This is a genomic window from Altererythrobacter sp. C41 (assembly GCF_016803135.1).
Taxonomy (GTDB): Bacteria; Pseudomonadota; Alphaproteobacteria; order Sphingomonadales; family Sphingomonadaceae; genus Pelagerythrobacter.
In genome coordinates this window covers 331,848-354,344 of record NZ_JAEVFE010000001.1, presented here as the reverse complement: position 1 = coordinate 354,344, position 22,497 = coordinate 331,848, and the positions used below count along the sequence as shown (strand labels likewise).

Annotated in this window: 20 protein-coding genes; 7 read left to right on the top strand and 13 right to left on the bottom strand. The window is 65.6% G+C overall.

Annotated elements, in window-relative coordinates; all coding sequences use genetic code 11:
- Positions 1 to 125 precede the first annotated feature (125 nt).
- The 6 genes from acs to JNO53_RS01595 all read right to left on the bottom strand — a co-directional run bounded on the left by acs (position 126) and on the right by JNO53_RS01595 (position 5,772).
- The gene (acs, locus tag JNO53_RS01620; protein WP_443111155.1) at positions 126 to 2,066 is read right to left on the bottom strand and encodes an acetate--CoA ligase; all 1,941 of its coding nucleotides are present in this window, start codon (positions 2,064 to 2,066) and stop codon (positions 126 to 128) included.
- Between the two features lie 152 nt (positions 2,067 to 2,218).
- Complete coding sequence (locus tag JNO53_RS01615; RefSeq protein ID WP_203107068.1) at positions 2,219 to 2,884, bottom strand: 50S ribosomal protein L25/general stress protein Ctc; 666 nt, start codon at positions 2,882 to 2,884, stop codon at positions 2,219 to 2,221.
- A 181-nt stretch (positions 2,885 to 3,065) separates the two neighbouring features.
- Positions 3,066 to 3,950 (bottom strand): TraB/GumN family protein, encoded by an 885-nt coding sequence (locus tag JNO53_RS01610; protein WP_203107067.1) that lies wholly within the window; start codon positions 3,948 to 3,950, stop codon positions 3,066 to 3,068.
- Positions 3,951 to 3,963: 13 nt separating this feature from the next.
- Positions 3,964 to 4,905, bottom strand: a complete 942-nt coding sequence (locus JNO53_RS01605; protein WP_203107066.1) for a TraB/GumN family protein — start codon at positions 4,903 to 4,905, stop codon at positions 3,964 to 3,966.
- 41 nt (positions 4,906 to 4,946) lie between these two features.
- Positions 4,947 to 5,591, bottom strand: coding sequence for a hypothetical protein (locus JNO53_RS01600; RefSeq protein ID WP_203107065.1), 645 nt, complete (start codon positions 5,589 to 5,591; stop codon positions 4,947 to 4,949).
- Positions 5,578 to 5,772 (bottom strand): helix-turn-helix transcriptional regulator, encoded by a 195-nt coding sequence (locus tag JNO53_RS01595; RefSeq protein ID WP_203107064.1) that lies wholly within the window; start codon positions 5,770 to 5,772, stop codon positions 5,578 to 5,580. Before JNO53_RS01595 ends, JNO53_RS01600 begins: the two co-directional genes overlap by 14 nt.
- A gap of 150 nt (positions 5,773 to 5,922) precedes the next feature.
- On the opposite strand from JNO53_RS01595, the gene JNO53_RS01590 reads away from it, so the two are divergent.
- The 3 genes from JNO53_RS01590 (at position 5,923) to ppdK (ending at position 11,852) form a co-directional block, all read left to right on the top strand.
- Positions 5,923 to 6,822 (top strand): glycine--tRNA ligase subunit alpha, encoded by a 900-nt coding sequence (locus JNO53_RS01590; protein WP_203107063.1) that lies wholly within the window; start codon positions 5,923 to 5,925, stop codon positions 6,820 to 6,822.
- On the top strand, positions 6,819 to 9,080 hold the full coding sequence (gene glyS, locus JNO53_RS01585; protein WP_203107062.1) for a glycine--tRNA ligase subunit beta: 2,262 nt from the start codon (positions 6,819 to 6,821) through the stop codon (positions 9,078 to 9,080). The genes JNO53_RS01590 and glyS overlap by 4 nt, the downstream gene beginning before the upstream one ends.
- Positions 9,081 to 9,188: 108 nt before the next feature.
- Entirely contained in the window at positions 9,189 to 11,852 is a 2,664-nt protein-coding gene (gene ppdK / locus JNO53_RS01580; RefSeq protein WP_203107061.1) for a pyruvate, phosphate dikinase, read from the top strand.
- On the opposite strand, the gene JNO53_RS01575 is transcribed toward ppdK, so the two are convergent.
- Complete coding sequence (locus JNO53_RS01575; protein ID WP_203107060.1) at positions 11,849 to 12,604, bottom strand: methyltransferase domain-containing protein; 756 nt, start codon at positions 12,602 to 12,604, stop codon at positions 11,849 to 11,851. The genes ppdK and JNO53_RS01575 overlap by 4 nt on opposite strands.
- A 53-nt stretch (positions 12,605 to 12,657) precedes the next feature.
- Here JNO53_RS01575 and JNO53_RS01570 point away from each other — a divergent pair, with 53 nt between their 5' ends.
- From JNO53_RS01570 to JNO53_RS01555, 4 genes are all read left to right on the top strand, one after another.
- Entirely contained in the window at positions 12,658 to 13,440 is a 783-nt protein-coding gene (locus JNO53_RS01570) for a double zinc ribbon domain-containing protein (RefSeq protein WP_203107059.1), read from the top strand.
- Between the two features lie 341 nt (positions 13,441 to 13,781).
- Positions 13,782 to 14,144 (top strand): phosphoribosyl-AMP cyclohydrolase, encoded by a 363-nt coding sequence (hisI, locus tag JNO53_RS01565; RefSeq protein WP_203107822.1) that lies wholly within the window; start codon positions 13,782 to 13,784, stop codon positions 14,142 to 14,144.
- A 30-nt stretch (positions 14,145 to 14,174) separates the two neighbouring features.
- The gene (locus JNO53_RS01560; protein WP_203107058.1) at positions 14,175 to 14,609 is read left to right on the top strand and encodes a MerR family transcriptional regulator; all 435 of its coding nucleotides are present in this window, start codon (positions 14,175 to 14,177) and stop codon (positions 14,607 to 14,609) included.
- Between the two features lie 29 nt (positions 14,610 to 14,638).
- Positions 14,639 to 16,444, top strand: coding sequence for an acyl-CoA dehydrogenase C-terminal domain-containing protein (locus tag JNO53_RS01555; RefSeq protein WP_203107057.1), 1,806 nt, complete (start codon positions 14,639 to 14,641; stop codon positions 16,442 to 16,444).
- A 144-nt stretch (positions 16,445 to 16,588) separates the two neighbouring features.
- Here JNO53_RS01555 and JNO53_RS01550 read toward each other — a convergent pair whose 3' ends face one another.
- From JNO53_RS01550 to JNO53_RS01525, 6 genes are all read right to left on the bottom strand, one after another.
- Entirely contained in the window at positions 16,589 to 17,356 is a 768-nt protein-coding gene (locus JNO53_RS01550; protein ID WP_203107056.1) for a class I SAM-dependent methyltransferase, read from the bottom strand.
- Positions 17,357 to 17,427: 71 nt separating this feature from the next.
- Positions 17,428 to 18,153, bottom strand: coding sequence for an aquaporin Z (gene aqpZ, locus JNO53_RS01545; RefSeq protein ID WP_203107055.1), 726 nt, complete (start codon positions 18,151 to 18,153; stop codon positions 17,428 to 17,430).
- 125 nt (positions 18,154 to 18,278) lie between these two features.
- Entirely contained in the window at positions 18,279 to 18,977 is a 699-nt protein-coding gene (locus JNO53_RS01540) for a dienelactone hydrolase family protein (protein ID WP_203107054.1), read from the bottom strand.
- A gap of 5 nt (positions 18,978 to 18,982) precedes the next feature.
- Positions 18,983 to 19,996, bottom strand: a complete 1,014-nt coding sequence (locus JNO53_RS01535) for an FAD-dependent oxidoreductase (protein ID WP_203107053.1) — start codon at positions 19,994 to 19,996, stop codon at positions 18,983 to 18,985.
- Between the two features lie 260 nt (positions 19,997 to 20,256).
- Complete coding sequence (cysK, locus tag JNO53_RS01530; protein ID WP_203107052.1) at positions 20,257 to 21,177, bottom strand: cysteine synthase A; 921 nt, start codon at positions 21,175 to 21,177, stop codon at positions 20,257 to 20,259.
- The gene (locus tag JNO53_RS01525; protein ID WP_203107051.1) at positions 21,174 to 22,478 is read right to left on the bottom strand and encodes an MFS transporter; all 1,305 of its coding nucleotides are present in this window, start codon (positions 22,476 to 22,478) and stop codon (positions 21,174 to 21,176) included. Before JNO53_RS01525 ends, cysK begins: the two co-directional genes overlap by 4 nt.
- Positions 22,479 to 22,497 lie beyond the last annotated feature (19 nt).

The window sequence follows — 22,497 nt, the reverse complement described above, 5'->3', positions numbered from 1 at the left end:
CGTCACCCTGAACTCGTTTCAGGGTCCATTTCTCACCACGCACCTTCGGTCCAGATTGCGCAATGGATGCTGAAACGAGTTCAGCATGACGGTGCGGGAATGAATGAGAGAGGGCGTGCGGCCCCTTACCGGTTCAACCGCCCCTCGATCAGTCCGTCGACCAGCGACGGATCGGCCAGCGTCGAGGTGTCGCCGAGCGAGCCGTAGTCGTTCTCGGCAATCTTGCGCAGGATGCGGCGCATGATCTTGCCCGAGCGGGTCTTGGGCAGGGCGGGGGTGAAGTGGAGGTGGTCGGGCGTCGCGATCGGGCCGATCTCCTTGCGCACCTGCTGCCGCAGTTCCTCGGCGAGCGCATCGGACGGCTCCTCGCCAGCGTTGAGCGTGACGTAGCAGTAGATGCCCTGACCCTTGATGTCGTGCGGGAAGCCGACCACCGCAGCCTCCGCCACTTTCGGATGGAGCACCAGTGCGCTTTCGACTTCCGCCGTACCCATGCGGTGACCCGAGACATTGATCACGTCGTCCACCCGGCCGGTGATCCAGTAATAGCCGTCCTCGTCGCGACGACAGCCGTCGCCGGTGAAGTATTTGCCCGCATAGGTGCTGAAATAGGTCTGCACGAAGCGATCGTGATCGCCGTAGACCGTGCGCGCCTGGCCGGGCCAGCTTCGCGCCATGCAAAGGTTGCCCGATCCGGCGCCTTCGATGACTTCGCCGTCGCCATCGACGATCTCCGGGCAAACGCCGAAGAACGGCCGGCCTGCGCTGCCCGGCTTCATCGGGTGCGCGCCGGGCAGGGTGGTGATCATCGTCCCGCCGGTCTCGGTCTGCCACCACGTGTCGACGATCGGGATCTCGCCCTTGCCGACGGTGTCGTGATACCAGCGCCAGGCCTCCGGGTTGATCGGTTCGCCCACGGTGCCGAGCAGCCGCAGGCTCGACAGGTCGTGCTTGGTCACATGCTCTGCACCCTCGCGCATCAGCGCGCGGATCGCGGTGGGGGCGGTGTAGAAGATATTGACCTTGTGCTTCTCGCATACGGCCCAGAAGCGGTCGTGATCGGGCCAGTTGGGCACGCCTTCGAACATCAGCGCGGTCGCCCCGGCCTGGAGCGGGCCATAGACGATATAACTATGCCCGGTGACCCAGCCGATGTCCGCCGTGCACCAGTAGATCTCGCCCGGGCGGTAGTCGAAGACATAGCGGAAGGTCGCCTCGACCCAGACCGCGTAGCCGCCGGTCGTATGCAGCAATCCTTTGGGCTTCCCGGTCGAACCCGAGGTGTAGAGGATGAACAGCGGGTCTTCCGCGTTCATCTCCTCGCAGGGGCAGTCCTCGGCCACACCTTCGGACAGCTCGTCATACCAGTGATCGCGCCCGTCCTTCATCGGCACGTCCGCGCCGGTGTGGCGGATCACGAGCACGGCCTTGGCCGAGACTTTCTCCAGCGCCGCATCGACATTGGCCTTGAGCGGGATCGTTTTCGATCCGCGAAGACCTTCGTCGGCGGTGACGACCCAGTCGCTCGCGCAATCCTCGATCCGGCCGGCGATGGCGTCGGGGGAGAAGCCGCCGAAGATCACCGAATGCACCGCGCCAATCCGCGCGCAGGCGAGCATGGCGATCGCGCCTTCGGGGATCATCGGCATGTAGATCGTCACGCGGTCGCCCTTCGCCACGCCCATTTTCTTGAGCGTGTTCGCCATGCGGATCGTCTCGCGCTGGAGGTCCGCGTAGGTCAGGCGCCGGACCGCACCCTCAGGATCGTCGGGTTCGAAGATCAGTGCGACCGTCTCGCCATGCCCCGCATCGACATGGCGGTCGACCGCGTTGTGGCAGATGTTGAGCGTGCCGTCCTCGAACCACTTGATCGCGACAGGATCGAAGCTCCAGTTGGCGATCGTGGTCGGCGAGCGGAACCAGTCGAGCCGCCGAGCCTGTTCGGCCCAGAACGCATCGGTGTCCTCGATGCTGCGGCGATACATGGCCTCGTACTGTTCGAGCGTGCACCCGGTCCGCTCCTTGGCGGTGGCGGGGACGGGCACGGTTTCGGCAGTGGTATCGATGTCGCTCAAGTCGGTATCTCCCGGGGGCTCGCGATGCGAGTCAGCATCATCGTATCGCGGCGGCGGAGATAGACAAGCGAGCGCGCAAAGACAAAGCGCCGGCCCATCGCTGGACCGGCGCTTCGAAAATGCCGCGAAAGGGAAGGGCGGAATTACTCCTCGCCGGCTTCCTCTTCCTCGTCGCTCTGCTCGCTGGCAGGAACTGCGTCGGCCGCGGCTTCCTCGCCCTCGGCAGCCTCGGCGCGCTTGAGCGCGGACGGTGCGACGACGGTGGCGATGGTGAAATCGCGGTCGGTGATCGCGCTCTCCGAACCTTCAGGCAGCGTGATGTGGCTGATGTGGATCGCATCGCCGACTTCGAGGCCGGTGACGTCGATCTCGATCTCGTTCGGGATCTTGTCGGCTTCGCAGACCAGCTCGAGTTCGTGACGCACGACGTTGAGCACGCCGCCCTTCTTGAGGCCGGGGCTCGCTTCTTCGTTCACGAACACCACCGGCACGGCGACGTCCACCTTGGCGCCCTTCGCCAGGCGCAGGAAGTCGACGTGGGTCGGACGGTCGGTGACGGGGTGGAAAGCGACGTCCTTCGGCAGGGTGCGCAGCTTCTTGCCGCCCAGTTCGATCTCGACGATCGAGTTCATGAAGTGGCCGGTGCCGAGCTGCTTTACCAGCAGCCTTTCCTCGACGTGGATCGTGGCGGGGGCTTCCTTGCCACCGTAGATGACGGCGGGAACACGGCCTTCGCGACGCAGTGCACGGGAGGCTCCCTTGCCAGCCCGATCGCGCGTCTCGGCCGGCAGAGTCAGAGCTTCGCTCATGTCGCTTACCTTTCGAAATGCTTCTTGAGTACAGGTTTCCGCCACGCCTCCAGGGATGACCATGGCCGGAAGCGGGCGCCTATAGCGGGCCCGGGCGGAAATGCAAGCTGCGCCTCAGGTAGCGAAGCGGTCGGCAACAAGAAACGCCTCACGTAGCGAAGCGACAGGCGAACGAGGGCCGCTACTGGATGCGCCGCACGGTGTAGCCGCGCGCGGCGAGCAGGGCGGGCAGGCCATCCTCGCCCGCAAGATGGGCCGATCCAACCGCGATCAGCGGGCGTGGCTCACGTTCGAGCAATGCTGCGAGGTGCGCCACCCATTCGCGATTGCGACCGGCATAGAGCGCCTCGCGCAGCTCGGGATCGCCGAGGATGGCGCTGGTAGCGGGATCGGCGAGGTGGTCGATCCGCCCCGCGTACCAGTCGGCTGCATGGCGCAGGGGATCCTCATCTTTCCGGGCCATGTCGGCGATCACTGCTGCCAGAAGATCGCGCTGCTCCGCCTCGGGCAAACGGTCGAACACCTCAAGCTGCCGCGCAGCGCCTTCCAGTTCAACCACTTTCTCCCGGGGAACGCGGGAGATCAGCGCCCGGTCGGCGCCGTTCGCAGCCTCCCCGGTCTCGGCATATTGCGCGAGCGTTAGCGCCGCTGCCCAGGTTTCCAGTCCGGCGAAGGTGTCCGCCGCGACGTCGTGCTCGGCGAGGACCGCGGACAGGTCGTCGCGCGCCTTCGCCGGAACCCTCTCGGTCAACGGCGGCTGACGGGCCGTGTAGGCACGCTCGGTAAAAGCCTTGCGGAGCGCAGGGGCATCGTCGAGATCACGCACCTCGACAACCAGCAAGTCCGCCCGGTCGAGCACGCCTTCCAGGGCGGCGGTTTCCCACGCGACACCGTCAGGCAACGAGTGGATCGTGCCGAACATCCACCCTTCGACCGCGCCGCCGGGAGAGGATATCTCGAACAGCGCAGGCGAAGGCGGCCCCTCGAACCCCGGCGGCGGATCGGCTTTGCCGCAGGCGGCGAGCGCAAGCAGCGCCACCAGCGCGAAGGCGGTGGGCCGGATCACTGAATGCGGCCGATCATTGAACGCGAGCGGTCTCGATGCCGAGCTCGGCGAGCTTGTCCTGCACGCTCTGCTCGCCCGCGAGATGCCCGGCGCCGACCGCGACGAACACGGTCCCCGGCGCATCCATCCGCTCGTCGATCCACTTCGCCCAATTGGCATTGCGCGCATAGAGCAGACGCTCGGCCAGCACCGGGTCGGTCATGCCCTCGTTCATGAGCCGCGCGAGCTCGTCCGCGTCGCCTTCGGCCCATTCCGCGACCATCGCGTCGAGCAGCGCCTTGATCTCGTCGACGGCGTCCACCGTCTCCATCAGGAACGCGATCTGCGTGTCGGGCGGTAGGTTGTCGAAAATGGAAAGCTGTTCCTCGACCGTCTCGAGCGCGCCGCGCTCCAGACCCGTGTTCGCCTTTGTTTCGAGCACCGCCTCGACGCCGGCATCGGTCGTATAGCCTTGCTTGAGGAGCGGCAGCATGGTCAGCATCATCGCGCCGTACCACGGCTCGAACCGGTCGAAGGCGGCAGGCGGCAGTTCGACACGGGCCAGCGCCGTCTCGTAAGCCGTGCGCTGCTCCTTGGTAAGCATGTCGCGCAGCGTCTCGCCTTCGGGCAGCACGCCTTTGGTCATCACGAGATTCTGGGTCGTCGCCATCGATTCGGGCGACATCTCGATCTCCGTTACCAGGATGTCGGAGGCGCCGAGCGCGTCGGCGATGGGGCCGTGATACCATTCGATCCCGTCAGGCAGCGCGTGGACCGTGCCGAAGAGATAGATGGTCGTGTCCTCGTCCGCGACTTTCCACAGAGCGGGAGTTGCGACCTCGACCTCCTGTGCCTCGACAGGAGCGGGCGCGGGCGCTGCTTCCTGTGCATGCACAGGCGCGACGAAGGCGAAGGCGCAGGCGGAAATGCCAAGGGACAGCGTACGGATACGGGTCGACAGGCGATTCAGTTTCATCGTTCTCGAATCCTTAATTGAGAGAGAAAATGCCGGTCTGGTCAACGATAGCGGCGAATGAGCCAGCCGATCAGCCAGGTGATCATAACCACCCAGAAGATGAGATGGCCGTCCGGCGCCGGGGCGAAGCCGCCACGCGCAAGCAGCCACCAGCCGATACTGAGGACGAAGTAGATGTAGATCGAAACGACCGCTCCGAAATCGTAGGCGGCGCGCTCGTGCTCGTCGAGAAGCATGTGCCAGCGAATGGAGAGCGCCGTCGCAAGGATCAGAACGGACAACAGGATTAGCACTGCCGTCGGCGAGATCGGCTCGTTTGCGGAGAAAAGCGCCCAAGCGCCCATCTCGCCACCCCCACCGACGAGTGCGAAGGCCATGCCGCCAGCGATTCCGATCACTCCGCAAGAATAGAGGAGCATGCGCGATTTCCGCATGCGCGGGCTGACGGGGAGGTCCATGACGGCGCGGTTGCGAACGATCAGCCAGATTGCCCCTGCAGCGAGCGCTACGGCGGCAAGAAGGATGAGGTAGAAGATCGCGCTGTGCGCTCCGCCGTCGTTCATTGCCGCGCCGATCATTCCGGCGATTACGCCGATCGCGAAGATCGCCACGAGCGCCGCCGCGACGATCACCAACAGGCGGACCGCTCCGGACATTGGCCGTTCATCCCGTTCAGGACTGGTCATCGAAAATCTCCTCGATCGGCATTCCGAACAGGCGGGCGATGCGAAAGGCGAGCGGCAGCGACGGATCGTGCTTGCCGGTCTCGATCGCGTTGACCGCCTGACGCGAGACGTCGAGCCGGACGGCCAGTTCGGCCTGGCTCCAGTCCCGCTCCGCTCTCAGCACTTTCAGCCGGTTGTTCATGTCACCTATACCTGCCTTAATGTCAGGAATACCTGACTATATGTCGCGATTCGCTGACGGTGTCAAGAATACCTGACAAATAGCCAGTGCTGCTTGCGCCGCGCTGCCTGCCATTGACGCTCCCGGCGTGAGCCGTCATGGCGCAGCGCGATGGACCGGAATCCCGCGAACAGCTTTCAGGACATGATCCTCGCGCTCCACGATTTCTGGAGCGCGCAGGGGTGCCTTATCCTCCAGCCTTACGACATGCGGATGGGCGCGGGCACCTTCCATACCGCGACAACTTTGCGCGCGCTGGGGCCGGAACCATGGAGCGCGGCTTTCGTCCAGCCCTGCCGCCGCCCGACCGACGGCCGATATGGCGAGAATCCCAATCGGCTGCAGCACTATTACCAGTATCAGGTGATCCTGAAGCCGAGCCCGGCGGACATCCAGGACCTCTATCTCGAAAGCCTGCGCGTGATCGGGATCGACCCGCTGCTGCACGATATCCGCTTTGTCGAGGACGACTGGGAAAGCCCGACACTCGGCGCCTGGGGTCTGGGCTGGGAGGTCTGGTGCGACGGGATGGAGGTGACGCAGTTCACCTATTTCCAGCAGATGGGCGGGTTCGACTGCAAGCCGGTCGCGGGCGAGCTGACCTACGGCCTCGAACGCCTGGCGATGTACATCCAGGGCGTCGACAACGTCTACGACCTCGATTTCAACGGCCGCGGGACTACCTACGGCGACGTATTTCTCGAGAACGAGAAGCAGATGTCGAAGTGGAACTTCGAGATCGCCGATACCGACGCGCTGTTCGATCTGTTCCGCAAGGCGGCGGCCGAATGCCGCAACTGCCTCGACAACAACGTGCCGATCGCCGCCTACGAACAGGCGATCGAGGCGAGCCATGTGTTCAACCTTCTCCAGGCCCGCGGCGTCATCAGCGTGCAGGAGCGCGCCAGCTACATGGCTCAGGTGCGCGACCTCGCGCGCGGTAGCTGTGAGGCCTACATGGCCAAGGAAGCGCCCGCGTGGGCGGAGAAATATCCGGAGTGGTCGAAGTGAGCGACTTCCTCCTCGAACTCCGCAGCGAAGAGATCCCCGCCCGGATGCAGGCTGGCGCGCGGGCGGAACTGGAGAAACTGTTCCGCCGCGAGATGGATGCGGCCGGTGTCGAGATCGGCGAGATCGCCGTATGGTCGACCCCGCGCCGCCTTGCCCTGATCGCGCACAGCCTGCCCGAAAGCACCCGCGCCGTGCGCGAGGAGGCAAAGGGCCCGCCCGAAGGCGCGCCCGACGCGGCGATCGACGGCTTCTGCCGCAAGAATGGCGTGGGCCGCGACCAGCTTGAGTTGCGCGAAGTCAAGGGACGGCCGACATGGTTCGCCGTGATCGACAAACCGGGCCGCGCCACCCGTGATCTGCTTGCGGAAGCAATCCCCGCGATCGTGCGCGACTTCGCCTGGCCCAAGTCTATGCGGTGGGGCACCGCCTCGATCTCCACCGGGTCCCTGCGCTGGGTCCGGCCGCTCTCCGGCATCGTCGCCATCCTGGGGGAGGACCTGGTCGAGTGCGGGGTAGATGGGGTCCGCTCCGGCTATGCCACGCTCGGCCATCGCTTCCATTGCCCGGGCGAGATCACCATCGGCGGCGCACACGACTACGCCGAGAAGCTGCGCGCGTGCCACGTAGTCGTCGATCACGAGGAGCGCGCGGTGCTGATCCGCGAAGGCGCGCGCAAGGCGGCCGCGGAAGCCGGACTTGCCCTGATCGAGGATGAAGGATTGGTGGTCGAGAACGCCGGTCTCACCGAATGGCCCGTGCCCCTGCTCGGCCGCTTCGACGAGGCGTTCCTCGACGTCCCGCCGGAAGTGATCCAGCTCACCGCGCGCACCAACCAGAAGTATTTCGTATGCGAGTGTGAAGGCGGCAAGCTCGCCAACGCGTTCGTCTGCACGGCCAATATCGAGGCGCAGGACGGCGGAGCCGCGATCGTCGACGGGAACCGCAAGGTCCTCGCCGCGCGGCTATCCGACGCGCGCTTCTTCTGGGAGCAGGACCGCAAGACGCCGCTCGCCGACCAAGCGAAGAAGCTCGAGCGGATCACCTTCCACGAAAAGCTCGGCACCGTCGCGGATAAAGTCGAACGCGTCGCGAAGCTGGCGCGCTGGCTCGTCGAAGAAGGGATCGTGAAGGGCGCGAACGCCGATCTGGCCGAACAGGCCGCCCGGCTCGCCAAAGCCGATCTCGTCACCGAGATGGTCGGCGAATTCCCCGAACTCCAGGGCCTTATGGGTGGCTACTATGCTCGCGCCGAGGGCCTGCCCGACGAAGTCGCCGATGCCATCCGCGATCACTACAAGCCGGTCGGGCAGGGGGATGAAGTGCCCACCGCGCCGGTGACGGTGGCGGTGAGCTTGGCGGACAAGCTAGATACGCTGGCTGCGTTCTTCTCGATCAGGGAAAAGCCGACCGGATCGAAGGATCCTTTTGCCCTGCGGCGCGCGGTGCTTGGCGTTATCGCGATCGTGCTCAGGAACGCCCTACGCTTGTCGCTCCAGAATGGGGCCTACTACGCGGCACTGCTGCGCGTGGAAGGCGCAAAGATGACGAACGTGCGGGCTCTACGCACTCCTGATGCCGTTCGCACCGCGTTGGGCAACACCGCTCAGGGTTCCATGCTCGACATCGAATGCGACGCGAACTTCGTTTATGAAGAGTTCCCCGCCTTCTTCGCTGACCGCCTCAAGGTCCAGCAGCGCGAAGCCGGCGTCCGTCACGACCTGATCGACGCCGTGTTCGCGCTCGGGAACGAAGACGACCTTGTGCGCCTTCTTGCCCGTGTGAACGCGCTGCAAACTTTCATCGAGACCGAGGACGGCGCCAATCTGCTCGCCGCCTACAAGCGCGCCGCGAACATCCTCAGGAAAGAGGACTGGCGTGGGATCGAGGGGGAGATCGCGCATACCGGCGAGGAAGACCCGCTGGCCAATGTCGACGATCCCGATCTCGCCCCGGTGGTGGCCGCCAAGATGGCGGAACGCCATGGGCGGGAACTCTCCTACGAGCCCGAGCCCGCCGAGCGGGCGCTGATGGAGGCACTCGACGCCGCCGAGCCGAAGGCCGCACGGGCGGTCGAGGAGGAAGACTTTTCCGCCGCCATGGCCGCGCTTGCGTCGCTGCGGGCTCCGATCGACCGCTTCTTCGACGAAGTGACGGTAAACGCGGATGAAGAAAAGAAGCGCGCCGCGCGGCTCGATCTGCTTGCGCGCTTCCGTGCTGCGGTGCACAAAGTGGCGGACTTCTCAAGCATCGAGGGGTAGGCGCTACTCCACCGTTCCTGCCGAAGCTGGCGACGGGCCGCTCTTGTCGAGTGCGGCCGGGAACGGGTAGCGCGGCCTCCCGGTAACTCACACGAACGGATGGGCAGGATGGAACAGACGGTCTTCACCTTCGGCGGCACTTCATCGCATACGAATGCGCGGCAGAAGGACAAGACCGTTACCGGCGGCAAGGGCGCAAATCTAGCCGAAATGGCCTCGATCGGCCTGCCTGTGCCGCCTGGCTTCACGATCGCGACGGAAGAATGCGTCCGTTACCTCAAGCACGGTGGCGATTTCTCCGATGCCTTGCGAGAAGAAGTCGCCAAGGCTTTGCAACATATCGAGAAAATGGTCGGCAAGCGTCTCGGCGACGCGAAAGATCCCTTGCTCGTCTCGGTCCGCTCGGGAGCGCGCGTATCGATGCCCGGAATGATGGACACCGTGCTCAACCTCGGCCTCAACGACGAGACGGTGGAGGGGCTCGCCAGCGCCTCGGGCGACCCGCGTTTCGCCTGGGATTCCTACCGTCGGTTCATCCAGATGTATTCCGACGTCGTGCTCGGCATCGATCACGGACTTTTCGAGGAAGCGCTCGAAATCGCGAAGGAAGACAAAGGTTTCTACAACGATACCGAGATGGAGTGCGAGGACTGGCAGGCGCTGGTCGGCGAATACAAGCGCATCGTCGCGGACGAGCTTGGCGAGCAGTTCCCGCAGGACGTGTCACGCCAGCTCTGGGGCGCGATCCGCGCCGTGTTCGATAGCTGGGATTCGGAACGCGCCAAAGTCTACCGCCGCCTGAACGACATCCCGGGCGACTGGGGCACCGCAGTCAACGTCCAGGCGATGGTCTTCGGCAATATGGGCGATACGTCCGCCACCGGGGTTGCCTTCACCCGCGATCCGGCAACGGGCGAGAAGGTCTACTACGGCGAATACCTCATCAACGCACAGGGCGAGGACGTCGTTGCCGGCATCCGGACGCCGCAATATCTGACGAAAGCCGCGCGCGAGGCCGCAGGGGCGAAACCGCTGTCGATGGAAGAGGCGATGCCCCAGGCCTATGCCGAACTCGCCCGCGTGTTCGACCTGCTCGAGCGGCACTACCGCGACATGCAGGACATCGAATTCACCGTCGAGCGCGGCAAGCTCTGGATGCTGCAGACCCGCAGCGGCAAGCGCACCGCGAAGGCCGCACTCAAGATGGCGGTCGACATGGTGGGCGAGGGCCTGATCAGCGAGGAAGAGGCCGTTCTGCGCGTCGATCCGATGGCGCTTGACCAGCTCCTTCACCCGACGCTCGACCCGAATGCGCCGCGCGACGTGCTCACCACCGGCTTGCCTGCCTCGCCGGGGGCCGCCTCGGGCCGCATCGTACTCGACGCCGACACTGCCGAGCAGTGGTCGCAGCGGGGCGAGAAGGTGATTCTCGTTCGTGTGGAGACCAGCCCCGAGGACATCCACGGCATGCACGCCGCGCAGGGTATCCTCACGGCGCGCGGCGGGATGACGTCACACGCCGCCGTGGTCGCTCGCGGCATGGGACGGCCCTGCGTATCGGGGGCGCCTGGTGTGTCGATCGATCTCAAGACCCGCACGCTGCGCATCGGGGAGCGGGAGCTGGCGGAGGGCGACACGCTCACGCTCGACGGCAGCAAGGGCCAGGTCATGGCGGGTGAGGTCGCGACGGTCGAGCCCGAACTGGCCGGCGACTTCGGTACGCTGATGGAGTGGGCCGACCGCCACCGGCGAATGAAGGTGCGCACCAATGCCGAGACTCCGACCGACTGCCGCATGGCGCGCCAGTTCGGGGCGGAAGGCATCGGCCTGTGCCGGACCGAACACATGTTCTTCGATGCAAGCCGGATCAGCGCGGTGCGCGAGATGATCCTGGCCGAAAACGAGCAGGGTCGCCGCGCGGCACTCGCCAAGCTCTTGCCCGAGCAGCGAGCGGACTTCCGCGAGATCTTCGAAGTCATGGCCGGCCTGCCGTGCACGATCCGCCTGCTCGATCCGCCGCTGCACGAATTCCTGCCTCATGGCGATGCCGAGTTTGCCGAACTGGCGGAAGTGACCGGTGTCGACGTCGATCGCCTCCGGCGCCGCGCGGACGAACTGCACGAGTTCAATCCCATGCTCGGCCATCGCGGTTGCCGCCTCGGCATTACTTATCCCGAGATCTACGAAATGCAGGCGCGCGCGATCTTCGAAGCAGCCTGCGAAGTCGCCGAACAATCGGGTGATGCGCCGGTGCCCGAGATCATGATTCCCCTGATCGCTACCCGGCGCGAGCTCGAGCTCCTGCGGGCCCTGGTCGACCGTGTTGCGGGTGAAGTGTTCGCCGAAAAGGGGCGCACGCTCCAATATCTCGTCGGCACCATGATCGAGCTTCCGCGCGCTGCCCTGATGGCCGGCGAGATTGCCGAGGAGGCGACATTCTTCTCCTTCGGAACCAACGATTTGACCCAGACCACTCTGGGCGTTTCGAGGGACGATTCAGCGCGCTTCCTCGCGCCTTACGTGGAGAAGGGCATCTTCGCGCGCGACCCGTTCGTAAGCCTCGACATCGAGGGGGTGGGACAACTCGTGGAGCTCGCGGCGGAGAGGGGGCGGAGGGCGCGGCCCGACCTCAAGCTCGGCATTTGCGGCGAACATGGCGGCGATCCGGCAAGCATCGCCTTCTGCAATACGGTCGGGCTCGATTACGTCAGCGCATCGCCCTACCGTGTGCCGATCGCCAGACTGGCTGCGGCGCAGGCGGCGCTTCGCTAGTTCTTCCAGCCTGTTAGAGTGACGATCTCGAAGGTTTCGGTAACTCGACCGTCCGCATCCGCGGTTTCGAGAAAGGCCTCCCGCGCTCGCTGGAGCGCGGTCCGTGATAGCGGGGGCGGGGCGGCGGCAAGAACGTTCGTCAGCGCCTGGCTGCGCAGATCCTCGGCAAGCCTGTCCAGCGCGCCGTAGCGCACGCGCAAGGGGTAGCCATCCGCTACCTGGCGGCCGAAGCCCGCACGCTGCATCAGCGCGGCGCCGGCCTGCACGTCGATCATGGGGTGCATCCGCGCCGCGGGGCGGTCGGGCTCCGCCGCCAGCAGCGCACGTCTGAGATTGGTCAGGCTGCCTGCGCCGACGAAACTCACCATCGCGATGCCGTCCGGCGCGAGCGCGTTGCGCAGATGGATCAGCGCACCCGGCACGTCGTTGACCGTGTCCAGCGCACCGAGACTGACGATCAGGTCGAACGCGCCATCGATCGCCGCCTCCTCGTCGTGTTCGAGCGGATCGATCGTCCGGATCGTCTCGGTCTGCGCCGCCAACGCAGCCCGCGCCAGCCCGGTCGGATCGCCGGAGAGCAGCGCGGTGACGGGGCGGAGGTTCATGAAGGCGAGCCGCTCCTGCAGATCTTCGGCCATCGACTGGAAGACGAAATCGGCCGCCCCGTCGCGGCGCTGCTCCGCGAGCGCCCGGCGCCAGCGCGCGCGCCGCCGGTGAGGAGAGAATATCTGCGGAACGCGGGCTGCCGTCATGTGCCGGCCCTGCCGGGCTTGCCTTCGCGTTGCAAGAGCGACAGCATCGCCGGGTGAGCGCCGTCACGACCTTGCGCGAATCGATCGCTCCGCTGGTCGATCTGATATATCCGCCCCGCTGCCCGGTTTGCGGAGCGGCAATCGCGCAGCAGGCCGGACTGTGCGCGTCGTGCTGGAGCGACCTCGTCATCCCCGGCGAGCCTGCATGCGCCGCCTGCCAGCGGCCGTTTGCAGGCGCCTCGACGGGCGAGGGCGCGTTGTGCGCACCGTGCCTGGCGCAGCCACCGCGCCACGACGGGATTGCCGCAGGAACGCTCTACAACGATACCGCGCGCAAGCTCGTCCTGGCGTTCAAGCACGGCAGGCGCATCGCGCTGGCGCCGATGCTGGCACGTCTGATCGCGGCGCGGCTACCGCCAATGGAAGGCGAGTGGCTGGTGGCGCCGGTGCCGCTTCACCGGTGGCGCCTGTGGCATCGGGGCTTTAACCAGGCCGTTCTCCTCGCGGCCGAGATCGCGCGTCTGACCGATGCGGAGTTGATGGTCGACGGTCTCGAGCGGCGCAAACGCACGCCGGCTCTGGGCGGGCTGGGGCGCAAGGCGCGAATGCGGACACTTCAGGGGGCGATCGCCGTCGACTCCCGCCGCCGCGCGCGCCTGCGCGGAGCGCAAGTCCTGCTAGTGGACGATGTGCTGACGAGCGGAGCGACGAGCGATGCCTGCGTGACCGCCCTCAAGCGCGCGGGCGCCACGCGGGTCGTCGTTGCATGTTTTGCGAGAGTTCTGGATGACGGCGGAATGGGAAGGGCCAGTATGTCGGAGCCCCACCGCTCATAAACGAAACGCCCGAAGCCGAAGCTCCGGGCGCCACGTGACGAAAATCGTCGGTCCCGCTTTAGCTGCGCAGTCGCCCCCATCGACTGCGGGCACGAGACCCGATCCCTCAACGTTGCGGGGGCGCCATCACCGTGCGGCGGGCTGCGTCCCCAATTCCCCCTGAACCTGGCGCTCTTGCGGCACCGAAAGGTCGGCGGGCGGCTCTTGCGAGCTGCCTGCACTTCTTCCCACCTGCAGGCTGTTCATCAAAGCGACATGTGCGGCAGGTGCGGATTTTGGACAGCCGCTGTGGTTATCGTGCAACAAATCAACTAACGGGCGGGGCTGCGCGTCCGATTGCCATGATGGAGAACGCCTTGATCGACCGATTTGAACCCAAGTTCGACAGCAGCGGATTGCTCACTGCAGTGGTGGTCGACAGCGTCGGCGGGGCGGTGCGGATGGTGGCCTTCATGGATCGGGAAGCCTTGGCCAGGACGCGCGAGACAGGCCTTGCCCACTTCCACTCGCGCTCCCGCGGCACGCTCTGGCTCAAAGGGGAGACTTCGGGCAACACCCTGGAGGTCGACGAGATCCTCGTCGATTGCGATCAGGACGCGATCGTGCTTCGTTGCCGGCCGCGGGGGCCGACCTGCCATACGGGGGCGGAGAGCTGCTTCTTCCGCAAGCTCGATGGCGACAGCCTGGTTTCGGCCGAAGATTGACGTTTACGTAAAGGGTATTATTCTGCGGCCATGCCTGATCCCGCCCGCAAGCTTCCCGAACCGCATTCCGGAGCGCATCTCGAGCGCCCCGACAAGCATTCGCGTGAACAGTACTCCATCTCCGATCTGACGTCGGAATTCGGTTGCACCGCGCGTGCGCTGCGCTTTTACGAGGACGAAGGGCTGATCTGTCCAAAGCGCCTCGGCCTCACGCGGGTCTACTCGAAGCGCGATCGTGCACGGCTTGCATGGATCATGCGGGCGAAAAACGTCGGATTCTCACTGTCCGAGATCCGCGAAATGATCGACCTCTACGACCTCGGCGACGGACGTGTGGAGCAACGGCGCGTTACGGTCGAGAAATGCCGCGCGCACGTTGCCAAGCTCAAGCGCCAGAAGGCGGATATCGACTCGTCCATCAAGGAATTGAGCGCCTTCATCAAGCTCGTCGAATCGATCGACTGACCAGCACCTCTTTCTTCGCAGGATTCATCATGCCGACTTATACCGCTCCGACCCGCGACACGCGTTTCGTCGTCAACGAGCTTCTCGACCTGGCGAGCTACGGCGAGTTGCCGGGCTTCGAAAGCGCCACGCCTGACATGATCGACACGGTGATCAACGAGGCAGGCAAGTTCTGCGCCGAGGTTCTCGCGCCGCTCAACCAGGCGGGGGACGAGCACGGTTGCACCCGGAACGACGACGGATCGGTCACCACGCCGCCGGGGTTCAAGCAGGCGTTCGAGCAGTTCCGCGAGGCAGGCTGGGGCACGATCTCGGCTCCGGAGCAATTCGGCGGGCAGGGCATGCCGCACGTCCTCGGCTTCGTGATCGAGGAGTTCATCTCGTCGGCCAACCAGGCGTTCGGCATGTACCCCGGGCTGACAAACGGCGCAGTATCGGCGCTGCTCGCGAAGGGCTCGCCCGAGCAGCAGGCGAAGTACGTGCCGAAGATGATCGCGAACGAATGGCTCGGCACCATGAACCTGACCGAGCCGCAGTGCGGCACCGACCTGGGTCTGATCCGCACCAAGGCGGAGCCGCAGGCAGACGGCAGCTACGCGATCACCGGCACGAAGATTTTCATCTCGGCCGGCGAGCACGACCTGACCGAGCAGATCATTCACCTCGTGCTGGCGAAAACCCCTGGCGCGCCCGATTCGACCAAGGGCATCTCGCTGTTCGTGGTGCCAAAGGTGCTGGTGAACGACGACGGTTCCCTCGGCGAACGCAATGGCGTGAGCTGCGGCTCCATCGAGCACAAGATGGGCATTCATGGCAACTCGACCTGCGTGCTCAACTACGACGGAGCGAAGGGCTGGATGGTCGGCGAGGAGAACCAGGGTCTCGCCGCCATGTTCATCATGATGAATGCGGCGCGGCTTGGCGTCGGCATCCAGGGCTTCAGCCAGGCGGAAGCCGCCTATCAGAACGCAGTCGCCTACGCACTCGACCGGCGGCAGGGCAGGGCATTGACCGGCCCGGCCGAACCGGAAGAGAAGGCCGATCCGATTATCGTCCACCCCGATGTGCGCCGTATGCTGATGGATGCGAAGGCTTTTACCGAAGGCTTTCGCGCGCTCGCGCTGTGGGGCGCACTGCTGGTGGACCTGACGCACAAGGCCGCGAGCGAGGAAGAGCGGGCCGAGGCCGACATGCTGCTCGGGCTGATGACGCCGGTCATCAAGGGCTACGGCACGGACAAGGGGTTCGAGACCGCGGTCAACATGCAGCAGGTCTTCGGCGGGCACGGTTACATCAAGGAATGGGGCATGGAGCAGTTCGTGCGCGATGCCCGCATCACCCAGATCTACGAAGGCACCAACGGCATCCAGGCGATGGACCTTTGCGGCCGCAAGCTGGCGCAGAATGGCGGCGCGGCGATCCAGGCGTTCTTCAAGCTGGTGGGCGAGGAAGCCGCCGCGGCCAAGGGCGATGAGACACTTGGCCCACTCGCGGAGCGGCTCGAGAAAGCGCTGAACGAGCAGCAGGCCGCGACCATGTGGTTCATGCAGAATGCGATGCAGAACCCGAACAACCTTGGCGCGGGCGCGCATCACTACATGCACATCATGGGACTGGTGACGCTGGGCCTGATGTGGCTGCGCATGGCGAAAGTCGCGCAGGAAAAGCTCGCCAGCGGGGCGGAGGACAAGGAGTTCTATGAGGCGAAACTCGTCACCGCGCGCTATTACGCCGAACGCTTCCTGCCCGATGCGGGCGCGCTGCGGCGCAAGCTCGAAACGGGTAGCGAGGCGATGATGGCGCTCGGCGAGGAAGCGTTCGCGACGGCCGTTTAGGCCGGTGGCATCCCGCTCGTCTTCATCTCAGCGGAAAGCAGGGTTGTTTTGCTGCCCTGTGCTTGATCGGAGCGCGATCCAGCTGTCGCTGTGACGACGCGGCTGGGCGGTGCCTTGCTATAGATGAGGCGGGCTTGTTGGCCGCTAGAGCGATGCGGAAACCAGCAGCATCATCGGTCGCTCCAATTCTTCGGCCAGTTGCGGCATCTGCCGGATCTGCTCGGCCATAGGTACGAACTCGACGACCCGCTGAAGCCGGAAGCCTGCATCGAGCAGGGTGTTCAAGGTCGTGTCGAGCGTCCGATGATATTTCCTTACGCCTTCGACGAACCACGTCGTAGTGCGCTCGCCCTCCCTGAAGTAGCCATTCACGGGCCACGTCATGCGACCGTCCGAGTCGACGATCCAGTTCGGATGAGTGGCCGCCATGTAGATCGGGTGCTCGATCGTGAAGACGAGATTACCACCCGGCCTGAGAGCGGCTCGGACCATGCGGACCAGGCGCCCGAAATTCTCGACATAGTGGAAAGTGAGCGCACTGTAGGCGAGATCGAACGCGCCGGCCGGTAGAACCAACGTATCGAGATCGGCAATCCGGTACTCGATGGCGGAGTCCGTGGTACTCGCGCGGGCGCGATCGATCATGTTTTCGGAGAGATCCAGCCCGAGGACCGACGCAGCCCCTTGCGCTCTCATCCAGCGCGAGGCCCATCCGAAGCCGCATCCCAGATCCACGACATCCTTGCCGGCGAGATCAGGCAGGAGTGCGCGGATTGCCGGCCATTCCGGTGCGCCGTCGAGACCATGCACCTGGCGGGGCAGCTTGCTGTATTCCGCGAAGAACGCGGGATCGTCATAGACATTCTGTGCCATCGTGCGAACGCTGATGGCGGTTTGGCGAGCCCGGCGCAATCTTCCCGCTACGGACCCCTATGGTCGATGCCGCCCCGCACCTTTCAGGGGCAGGGCGGCACGCGCGCAAGTCACGCTCGCTCGGCATCTCCGCCGACGTGATCCAGCGTTTCGCCCGGCATCAACAGGAAGCGCCAGATCAGCGCACCCAGCGCCCCGCCGATCAGTGGAGCGAGCCAGAAGAACCATAGCTGCCCCATCGCTGCGGTGTCCGCGAACAGCGCCACGCCGGTCGAACGCGCCGGGTTGACCGAAGTGTTGGTCACCGGGATCGAGATGAGGTGGATCAACGTGAGCGCCAAGCCGATCGCCAGCGGCGCGAAACCTGCCGGTGCGACCCGGGATGTCGAGCCGAGAATCACGATCAGGAACCCGGCGGTCAGGATCACCTCGATCAGCAACGCCGCCTCCATCGAATAGCCGCCCGGCGACAGTTCGCCGAACCCGTTGGTGGCAAATCCGCCCGCCTCGAACCCGGTTTGCCCGGAGGCAATCGCCAGCAGCGCAGCACCCGCCACGATCGCCGCCACGACCTGCACGATCCAGTACGGGATCACCTCTTTCCACGACATGCGGTTGGCGATCGCGAGGCCCAGCGTCACCGCGGGATTGAAATGTGCCCCCGAAATGCCCCCGACTGCGTAAGCCATCGTCAGGACGGTCAGTCCGAAGGCAAACGCGACCCCGGCGAAGCCGATGCCAAGTTCAGGAAATCCTGCCGCGAGAACCGCTGCGCCGCAGCCGCCGAAAACGAGCCAGAACGTGCCGAAAAACTCGGCCCCCAACTTACGGACCATGTTCGCTCCTCCCTCTCATTGTCTTCACCTTTGTTAAGGTGCCATCGGGATAGCGTAAGTGCCAAGAGAAAAAGTGTTTCGAGAACTTTCACCAAGGGAGCAGGCGCTGGTGCCCCGGGGCACGCTTACGCCAGCACTTCGTCCAGCATTTCCAGCATTGCGCCCCAGCTTTGCCGATCGGCGCTGGCGTCGTAGTCCACGGCGGCGTTGCCGGGCGGCGGATCGGGATTGGTGAAACCGTGCTTCACGCTGCTGTAGCTGTGAAAATGCCAGTTCGCGCCGGCACGGTCCATTTCCTCCCAGAAGGCCAGCACTTGTTCGCGCGGGACGAGAGGGTCGGCATCGCCGTGGCAGACCAGAATGCGCGTCCCGACGGCGCGCGGCTCGGCAGGAGCCTTGGTGTCCAGCAAACCGTGAAAGCTCGTCACCAGCGTCAGGTCCGCGCCATCGCGCGCGAGTTCGAGCACGGCCTGCCCGCCCATGCAAAAGCCGATTGCGGCCTGCCGAAGGCCCGGCGCAGCCTCGCGCAAGGCGGCGAGTGCTGCATGAAGCCGGGCGCGGTAGGCGCGCGGATCGGTGCGCAGGTCGTTCGCCCATTCGTTCGCTTGCGCGAAGTCCTGCGGAGCAGCGCCGTAGAAGTCGCAGATCATGGCCAGATAGCCCGCATCGGCCAAGGCGCGGGCCTTGGCCTCTACGGCGGGCGTGGGATTCATGATCGTCGGGAAGACGGCGATGGCCGCGCGAGGCGCGCCAGCGGGCCGGATCAGGTGGCCGGTGAGCGCGCGGTCGCCATCGGCGTAAGAGACTGCTTCGAAACTCGCCATGATCGCTATTCCGCCGGTGTCACGTAAGCCTGCCGCAGGATCGCGAGCGCACGTTCGGTTTCCGCAGGGTCAACCGTTTCGTTCGCATCGCCGTAGCCGAAGTCCTCGTTCGGTCCGTAATACTGGATCACGACGCCATCGCGCCGCGAGATCGCGTTAACCCCGCCGTAGTAGAGCGAGTAGCGCGCCTCCGGCTGCGGGATCAGCCATCCGATCTGGCCGCGAACCGGCACCATGTCGGCATCGCCCCAGATCGCCTTTGCGCCGTAACCCATGCAGTTCACTATTACCGGTTCCGGCAATGCGAGTGCTGCAGCGCGGTCGGGAAAGGTGCGGCGGATCATCCGTCCGCCGCGCAGCATGAAGAGCCGTGCGAGCCGGTCCGCGTAGCTGGCGACGTTGAACACCATTCCGTTGCCGGTTGCGGTTTCGCGCGGCGCGAAGGGGTTCTCTTCCAGGGCCATTTGGCGCCAGGGTGGCTGCAGGTCGCGCACCCGGCGGTGGATGTGGAGGAAATCGTGCGCCGCGGGGGGCGCCTCGGTCTCCGGCGCGCCTCCGCTGACTTCGTACTGCGGGAGGAACTCGACCGGATCCCCAAGGAGGCCGATCATCCGCAGGTGTGCGGCGTAGGAGGCGCGCGCCCAGCCTTCCCAGCGGTCCGCAAAGCCGACCGGCGCAGCGCCGGCTAGTGCGATTCGGCTGCTCGGGGACCATACTCCGGTGGCACGCGCCGAGCGGGTTTCGGCGGGGAACTCCTCGGCGTAGATCGCCACCTTCGCGCCGGTTTCGATCAGACGCAGGGCGGTCGTGAGCCCGATAACGCCCGCGCCGATCACCGCGAACTCGCTCGCACCACCGGACCGGGCGAGCGCCGCCGCCTCTGCGGCACAGCCCCATCCGAGCGACCACCCTGCGCCGCCATGGCCGTAGTTATGGATCACGGTCTTTTCGCCGAGCCGCTCGGCTTCGAGGCGGGGCCCTGACGGACGGAACGGGCGCAGGCACACGGTGATCTTCATCACCTCGCCGGGATCGAGACGAAGCGGCGCGATACGCGGGCCAGCAGATGCCGATGCAATCCGCGTTCCCGCATCAGTGCACCCGGCGAGGAGGGTGGCGGCGCCTCCGATCAGTACAGTGCGACGCCTGACATGCATTCAGCGACCTCCCGAAACCCGTTCGCGCCGAGCTCGTGGGAGCACCGCACGTTCCTCAAGCGCTACGCTAGATGGAAAAGCGGCCGCTCGACAAGCGTCGCGCGGCCTGTTCCCGGGGGCGCTTACTGCTCCGGCAGGAAGTCGGGCACCGAGAGGTAACGCTCGCCAGTGTCGTAGTTGAAGCCGAGAATGCGAGCGCCCGCGTCCAGCTCGGGCAGCTTCTGCGCGATCGCCGCCAGGGTGGCGCCGCTGGAGATGCCGACCAGCAGCCCTTCCTCACGCGCGCAGCGGCGGGCCATTTCCTTGGCATCGTCGCCCGAAACCTCGATCGCCCCGTCGATCGACTGGGTGTGGAGGTTGCCGGGAATGAAGCCCGCGCCCAGGCCCTGGATCGGATGCGGGCCGGGCTGGCCGCCGCCGATCACGGGCGAGAGATCGGGCTCGACCGCATAGGCCTTCATCCCGCTCCAGTGGCTCTTCAGCTCCTCGGCACAGCCGGTCAGATGGCCGCCTGTGCCCACGCCGGTGATGAGGACGTCGATCGGCGTATCGCGGAAATCCTCGTAGATCTCCTTCGCCGTCGTTTCGAAATGAACCTTCCAGTTGGCCTCGTTGTCGAACTGCGCCGGAATCCATCCCCCCTCGGTCTGCTGGGCCAGTTCGGCGGCGCGCTCGATCGCGCCTTTCATGCCCTTTTCCTTGGGGGTGAGATCGAACTTCGCGCCATAGGCCAGCATCAGGCGGCGGCGCTCGATGCTCATGCTCTCCGGCATGACGAGGATGAGCTTGTAGCCCTTTACCGCGGCGACCATGGCGAGGCCGATGCCGGTGTTGCCGCTGGTCGGTTCGATGATCGTGCCGCCGGGCTTGAGCGCGCCCGACTTCTCCGCATCTTCGACCATGGCGAGCGCGATGCGGTCCTTGATCGAGCCGCCGGGATTGGCCCGCTCGCTCTTCACCCAGACTTCGTGGTCGGGGAACATGCGCGCCAGGCGGATGTGCGGCGTGCGGCCGATCGTTTCGAGGACGCTGGCAGCTTTCATGGGACGTGCTCCTGCAACTTTTCTTCCGGTGTATGATCGTCCAATTCTTCCGGCGGGTCAAAGGTCCGGGTGGTGCGCAGGACGGGGAAAATCTTCGCCCACAGCGCAACGGTGACGATAGCGCCGATCCCGCCGCTCACCACGGCGAGCACCGGGCCGATCAGCCACGCGAGCGTGCCGGAGAAGAAGTCGCCGAATTCGTTGGAGGCCGAGATCGTCAGCAGCGAGACCGACGATACGCGCCCGCGCTTGTCGTCGGGCGTGTGAAGCTGGATCAGCGACTGGCGGATGTAGACCGAGAACATGTCCGCCGCGCCGACGATGAACAGCATCGCGAGGCTGAGCGGCATCCACGTGGAAATGCCGAAGATCACGGTGGCGAAACCGAACACGGCAACCGACACGAGCATCTTGGGCCCGACATTGTTCTTGAGCGGGCGGAACGAGAACCACAGCGCGGTGAGCGCGGCACCGGTGGCCGGCGCCATGGCGAGCTGCGCCAGCCCGGTCTCGCCGACCTTCAGGATGTCGCGCGCATAGACCGGGAAGAGCGCGGTCGCGCCGGCGAGAAACACCGCGAACAGGTCGAGCGTGATGGCGCCCAGCACCATCTTGTTGCGCACGACATAGTGCAGCCCGTCGATCATCTGCCCGATCGGACGCGTGGCGCCCGGGATCGGCGGCTGCGGCACTTTGCCGATGGTGCTGAGCGCGATGATCGAGATCGTGAGCAGACCCGCAGCGACGGCGTAGGGAAGGGCCGGAACGATGGCGTAGAAATAGCCGCCGATCGCGGGCCCGACGATCATCCCCGACTGCCACGCGATCGAGCTCAGCGCGATCGCGTTGGGCAGGATGGCCTTGGGCACGAGGTTCGGCGCGAGTGCCGAAAGCGCGGGGCCGTTGAAGGCGCGCACGACGCCGAGCACGACGGCGACCGAGAACAGCCAGTGCAGCTCGATCGCCTCGTGCCACGTGAGCAGCGCCAGGGTTGCGGCGCAGGCAAGCTGGAGAACGATCGTCAGCCGCGCGACATTGCGCCTGTCGAACCGGTCCGCCGCCAGACCGGAAAACGGCGTCAGCAGGAACAGCGGGACGAACTGCAGCAGCCCGATCAGCGCAAGCTGGCCCGAGGCGCCGGCGACGCTCATCCCGCCGTCGCGCGCGATGTTGTAGGTCTGCCACCCGATGATGAGCATCATCGCGTACTGCGCCAGCGTCATCGTCAGGCGCGAGACCCAGTAGGCGCGGAAGTTGGCGATGCGGAAGGGGGACCGTGGCTGGCTCACCGGCGGGCTCATGACATCGCCCGCGGCGCAA

What these genes read in the sequence shown, in the direction of transcription:
- JNO53_RS01595 (WP_203107064.1), bottom strand. Translation starts at nt 5,772, where the DNA reads ATGAACAACCGGCTGAAAGTGCTGAGAGCGGAGCGGGACTGGAGCCAG.
- JNO53_RS01575 (WP_203107060.1), bottom strand. Translation starts at nt 12,604, where the DNA reads ATGACGGCAGCCCGCGTTCCGCAGATATTCTCTCCTCACCGGCGGCGC.
- JNO53_RS01615 (WP_203107068.1), bottom strand. Translation starts at nt 2,884, where the DNA reads ATGAGCGAAGCTCTGACTCTGCCGGCCGAGACGCGCGATCGGGCTGGC.
- ppdK (WP_203107061.1), top strand. Translation starts at nt 9,189, where the DNA reads ATGGAACAGACGGTCTTCACCTTCGGCGGCACTTCATCGCATACGAAT.
- JNO53_RS01605 (WP_203107066.1), bottom strand. Translation starts at nt 4,905, where the DNA reads ATGAAACTGAATCGCCTGTCGACCCGTATCCGTACGCTGTCCCTTGGC.
- JNO53_RS01540 (WP_203107054.1), bottom strand. Translation starts at nt 18,977, where the DNA reads ATGGCGAGTTTCGAAGCAGTCTCTTACGCCGATGGCGACCGCGCGCTC.
- hisI (WP_203107822.1), top strand. Translation starts at nt 13,782, where the DNA reads ATGATGGAGAACGCCTTGATCGACCGATTTGAACCCAAGTTCGACAGC.
- JNO53_RS01535 (WP_203107053.1), bottom strand. Translation starts at nt 19,996, where the DNA reads ATGAAGATCACCGTGTGCCTGCGCCCGTTCCGTCCGTCAGGGCCCCGC.
- aqpZ (WP_203107055.1), bottom strand. Translation starts at nt 18,153, where the DNA reads ATGGTCCGTAAGTTGGGGGCCGAGTTTTTCGGCACGTTCTGGCTCGTT.
- JNO53_RS01590 (WP_203107063.1), top strand. Translation starts at nt 5,923, where the DNA reads ATGGACCGGAATCCCGCGAACAGCTTTCAGGACATGATCCTCGCGCTC.
- cysK (WP_203107052.1), bottom strand. Translation starts at nt 21,177, where the DNA reads ATGAAAGCTGCCAGCGTCCTCGAAACGATCGGCCGCACGCCGCACATC.
- JNO53_RS01600 (WP_203107065.1), bottom strand. Translation starts at nt 5,591, where the DNA reads ATGACCAGTCCTGAACGGGATGAACGGCCAATGTCCGGAGCGGTCCGC.
- JNO53_RS01560 (WP_203107058.1), top strand. Translation starts at nt 14,175, where the DNA reads ATGCCTGATCCCGCCCGCAAGCTTCCCGAACCGCATTCCGGAGCGCAT.
- JNO53_RS01525 (WP_203107051.1), bottom strand. Translation starts at nt 22,478, where the DNA reads ATGAGCCCGCCGGTGAGCCAGCCACGGTCCCCCTTCCGCATCGCCAAC.
- JNO53_RS01555 (WP_203107057.1), top strand. Translation starts at nt 14,639, where the DNA reads ATGCCGACTTATACCGCTCCGACCCGCGACACGCGTTTCGTCGTCAAC.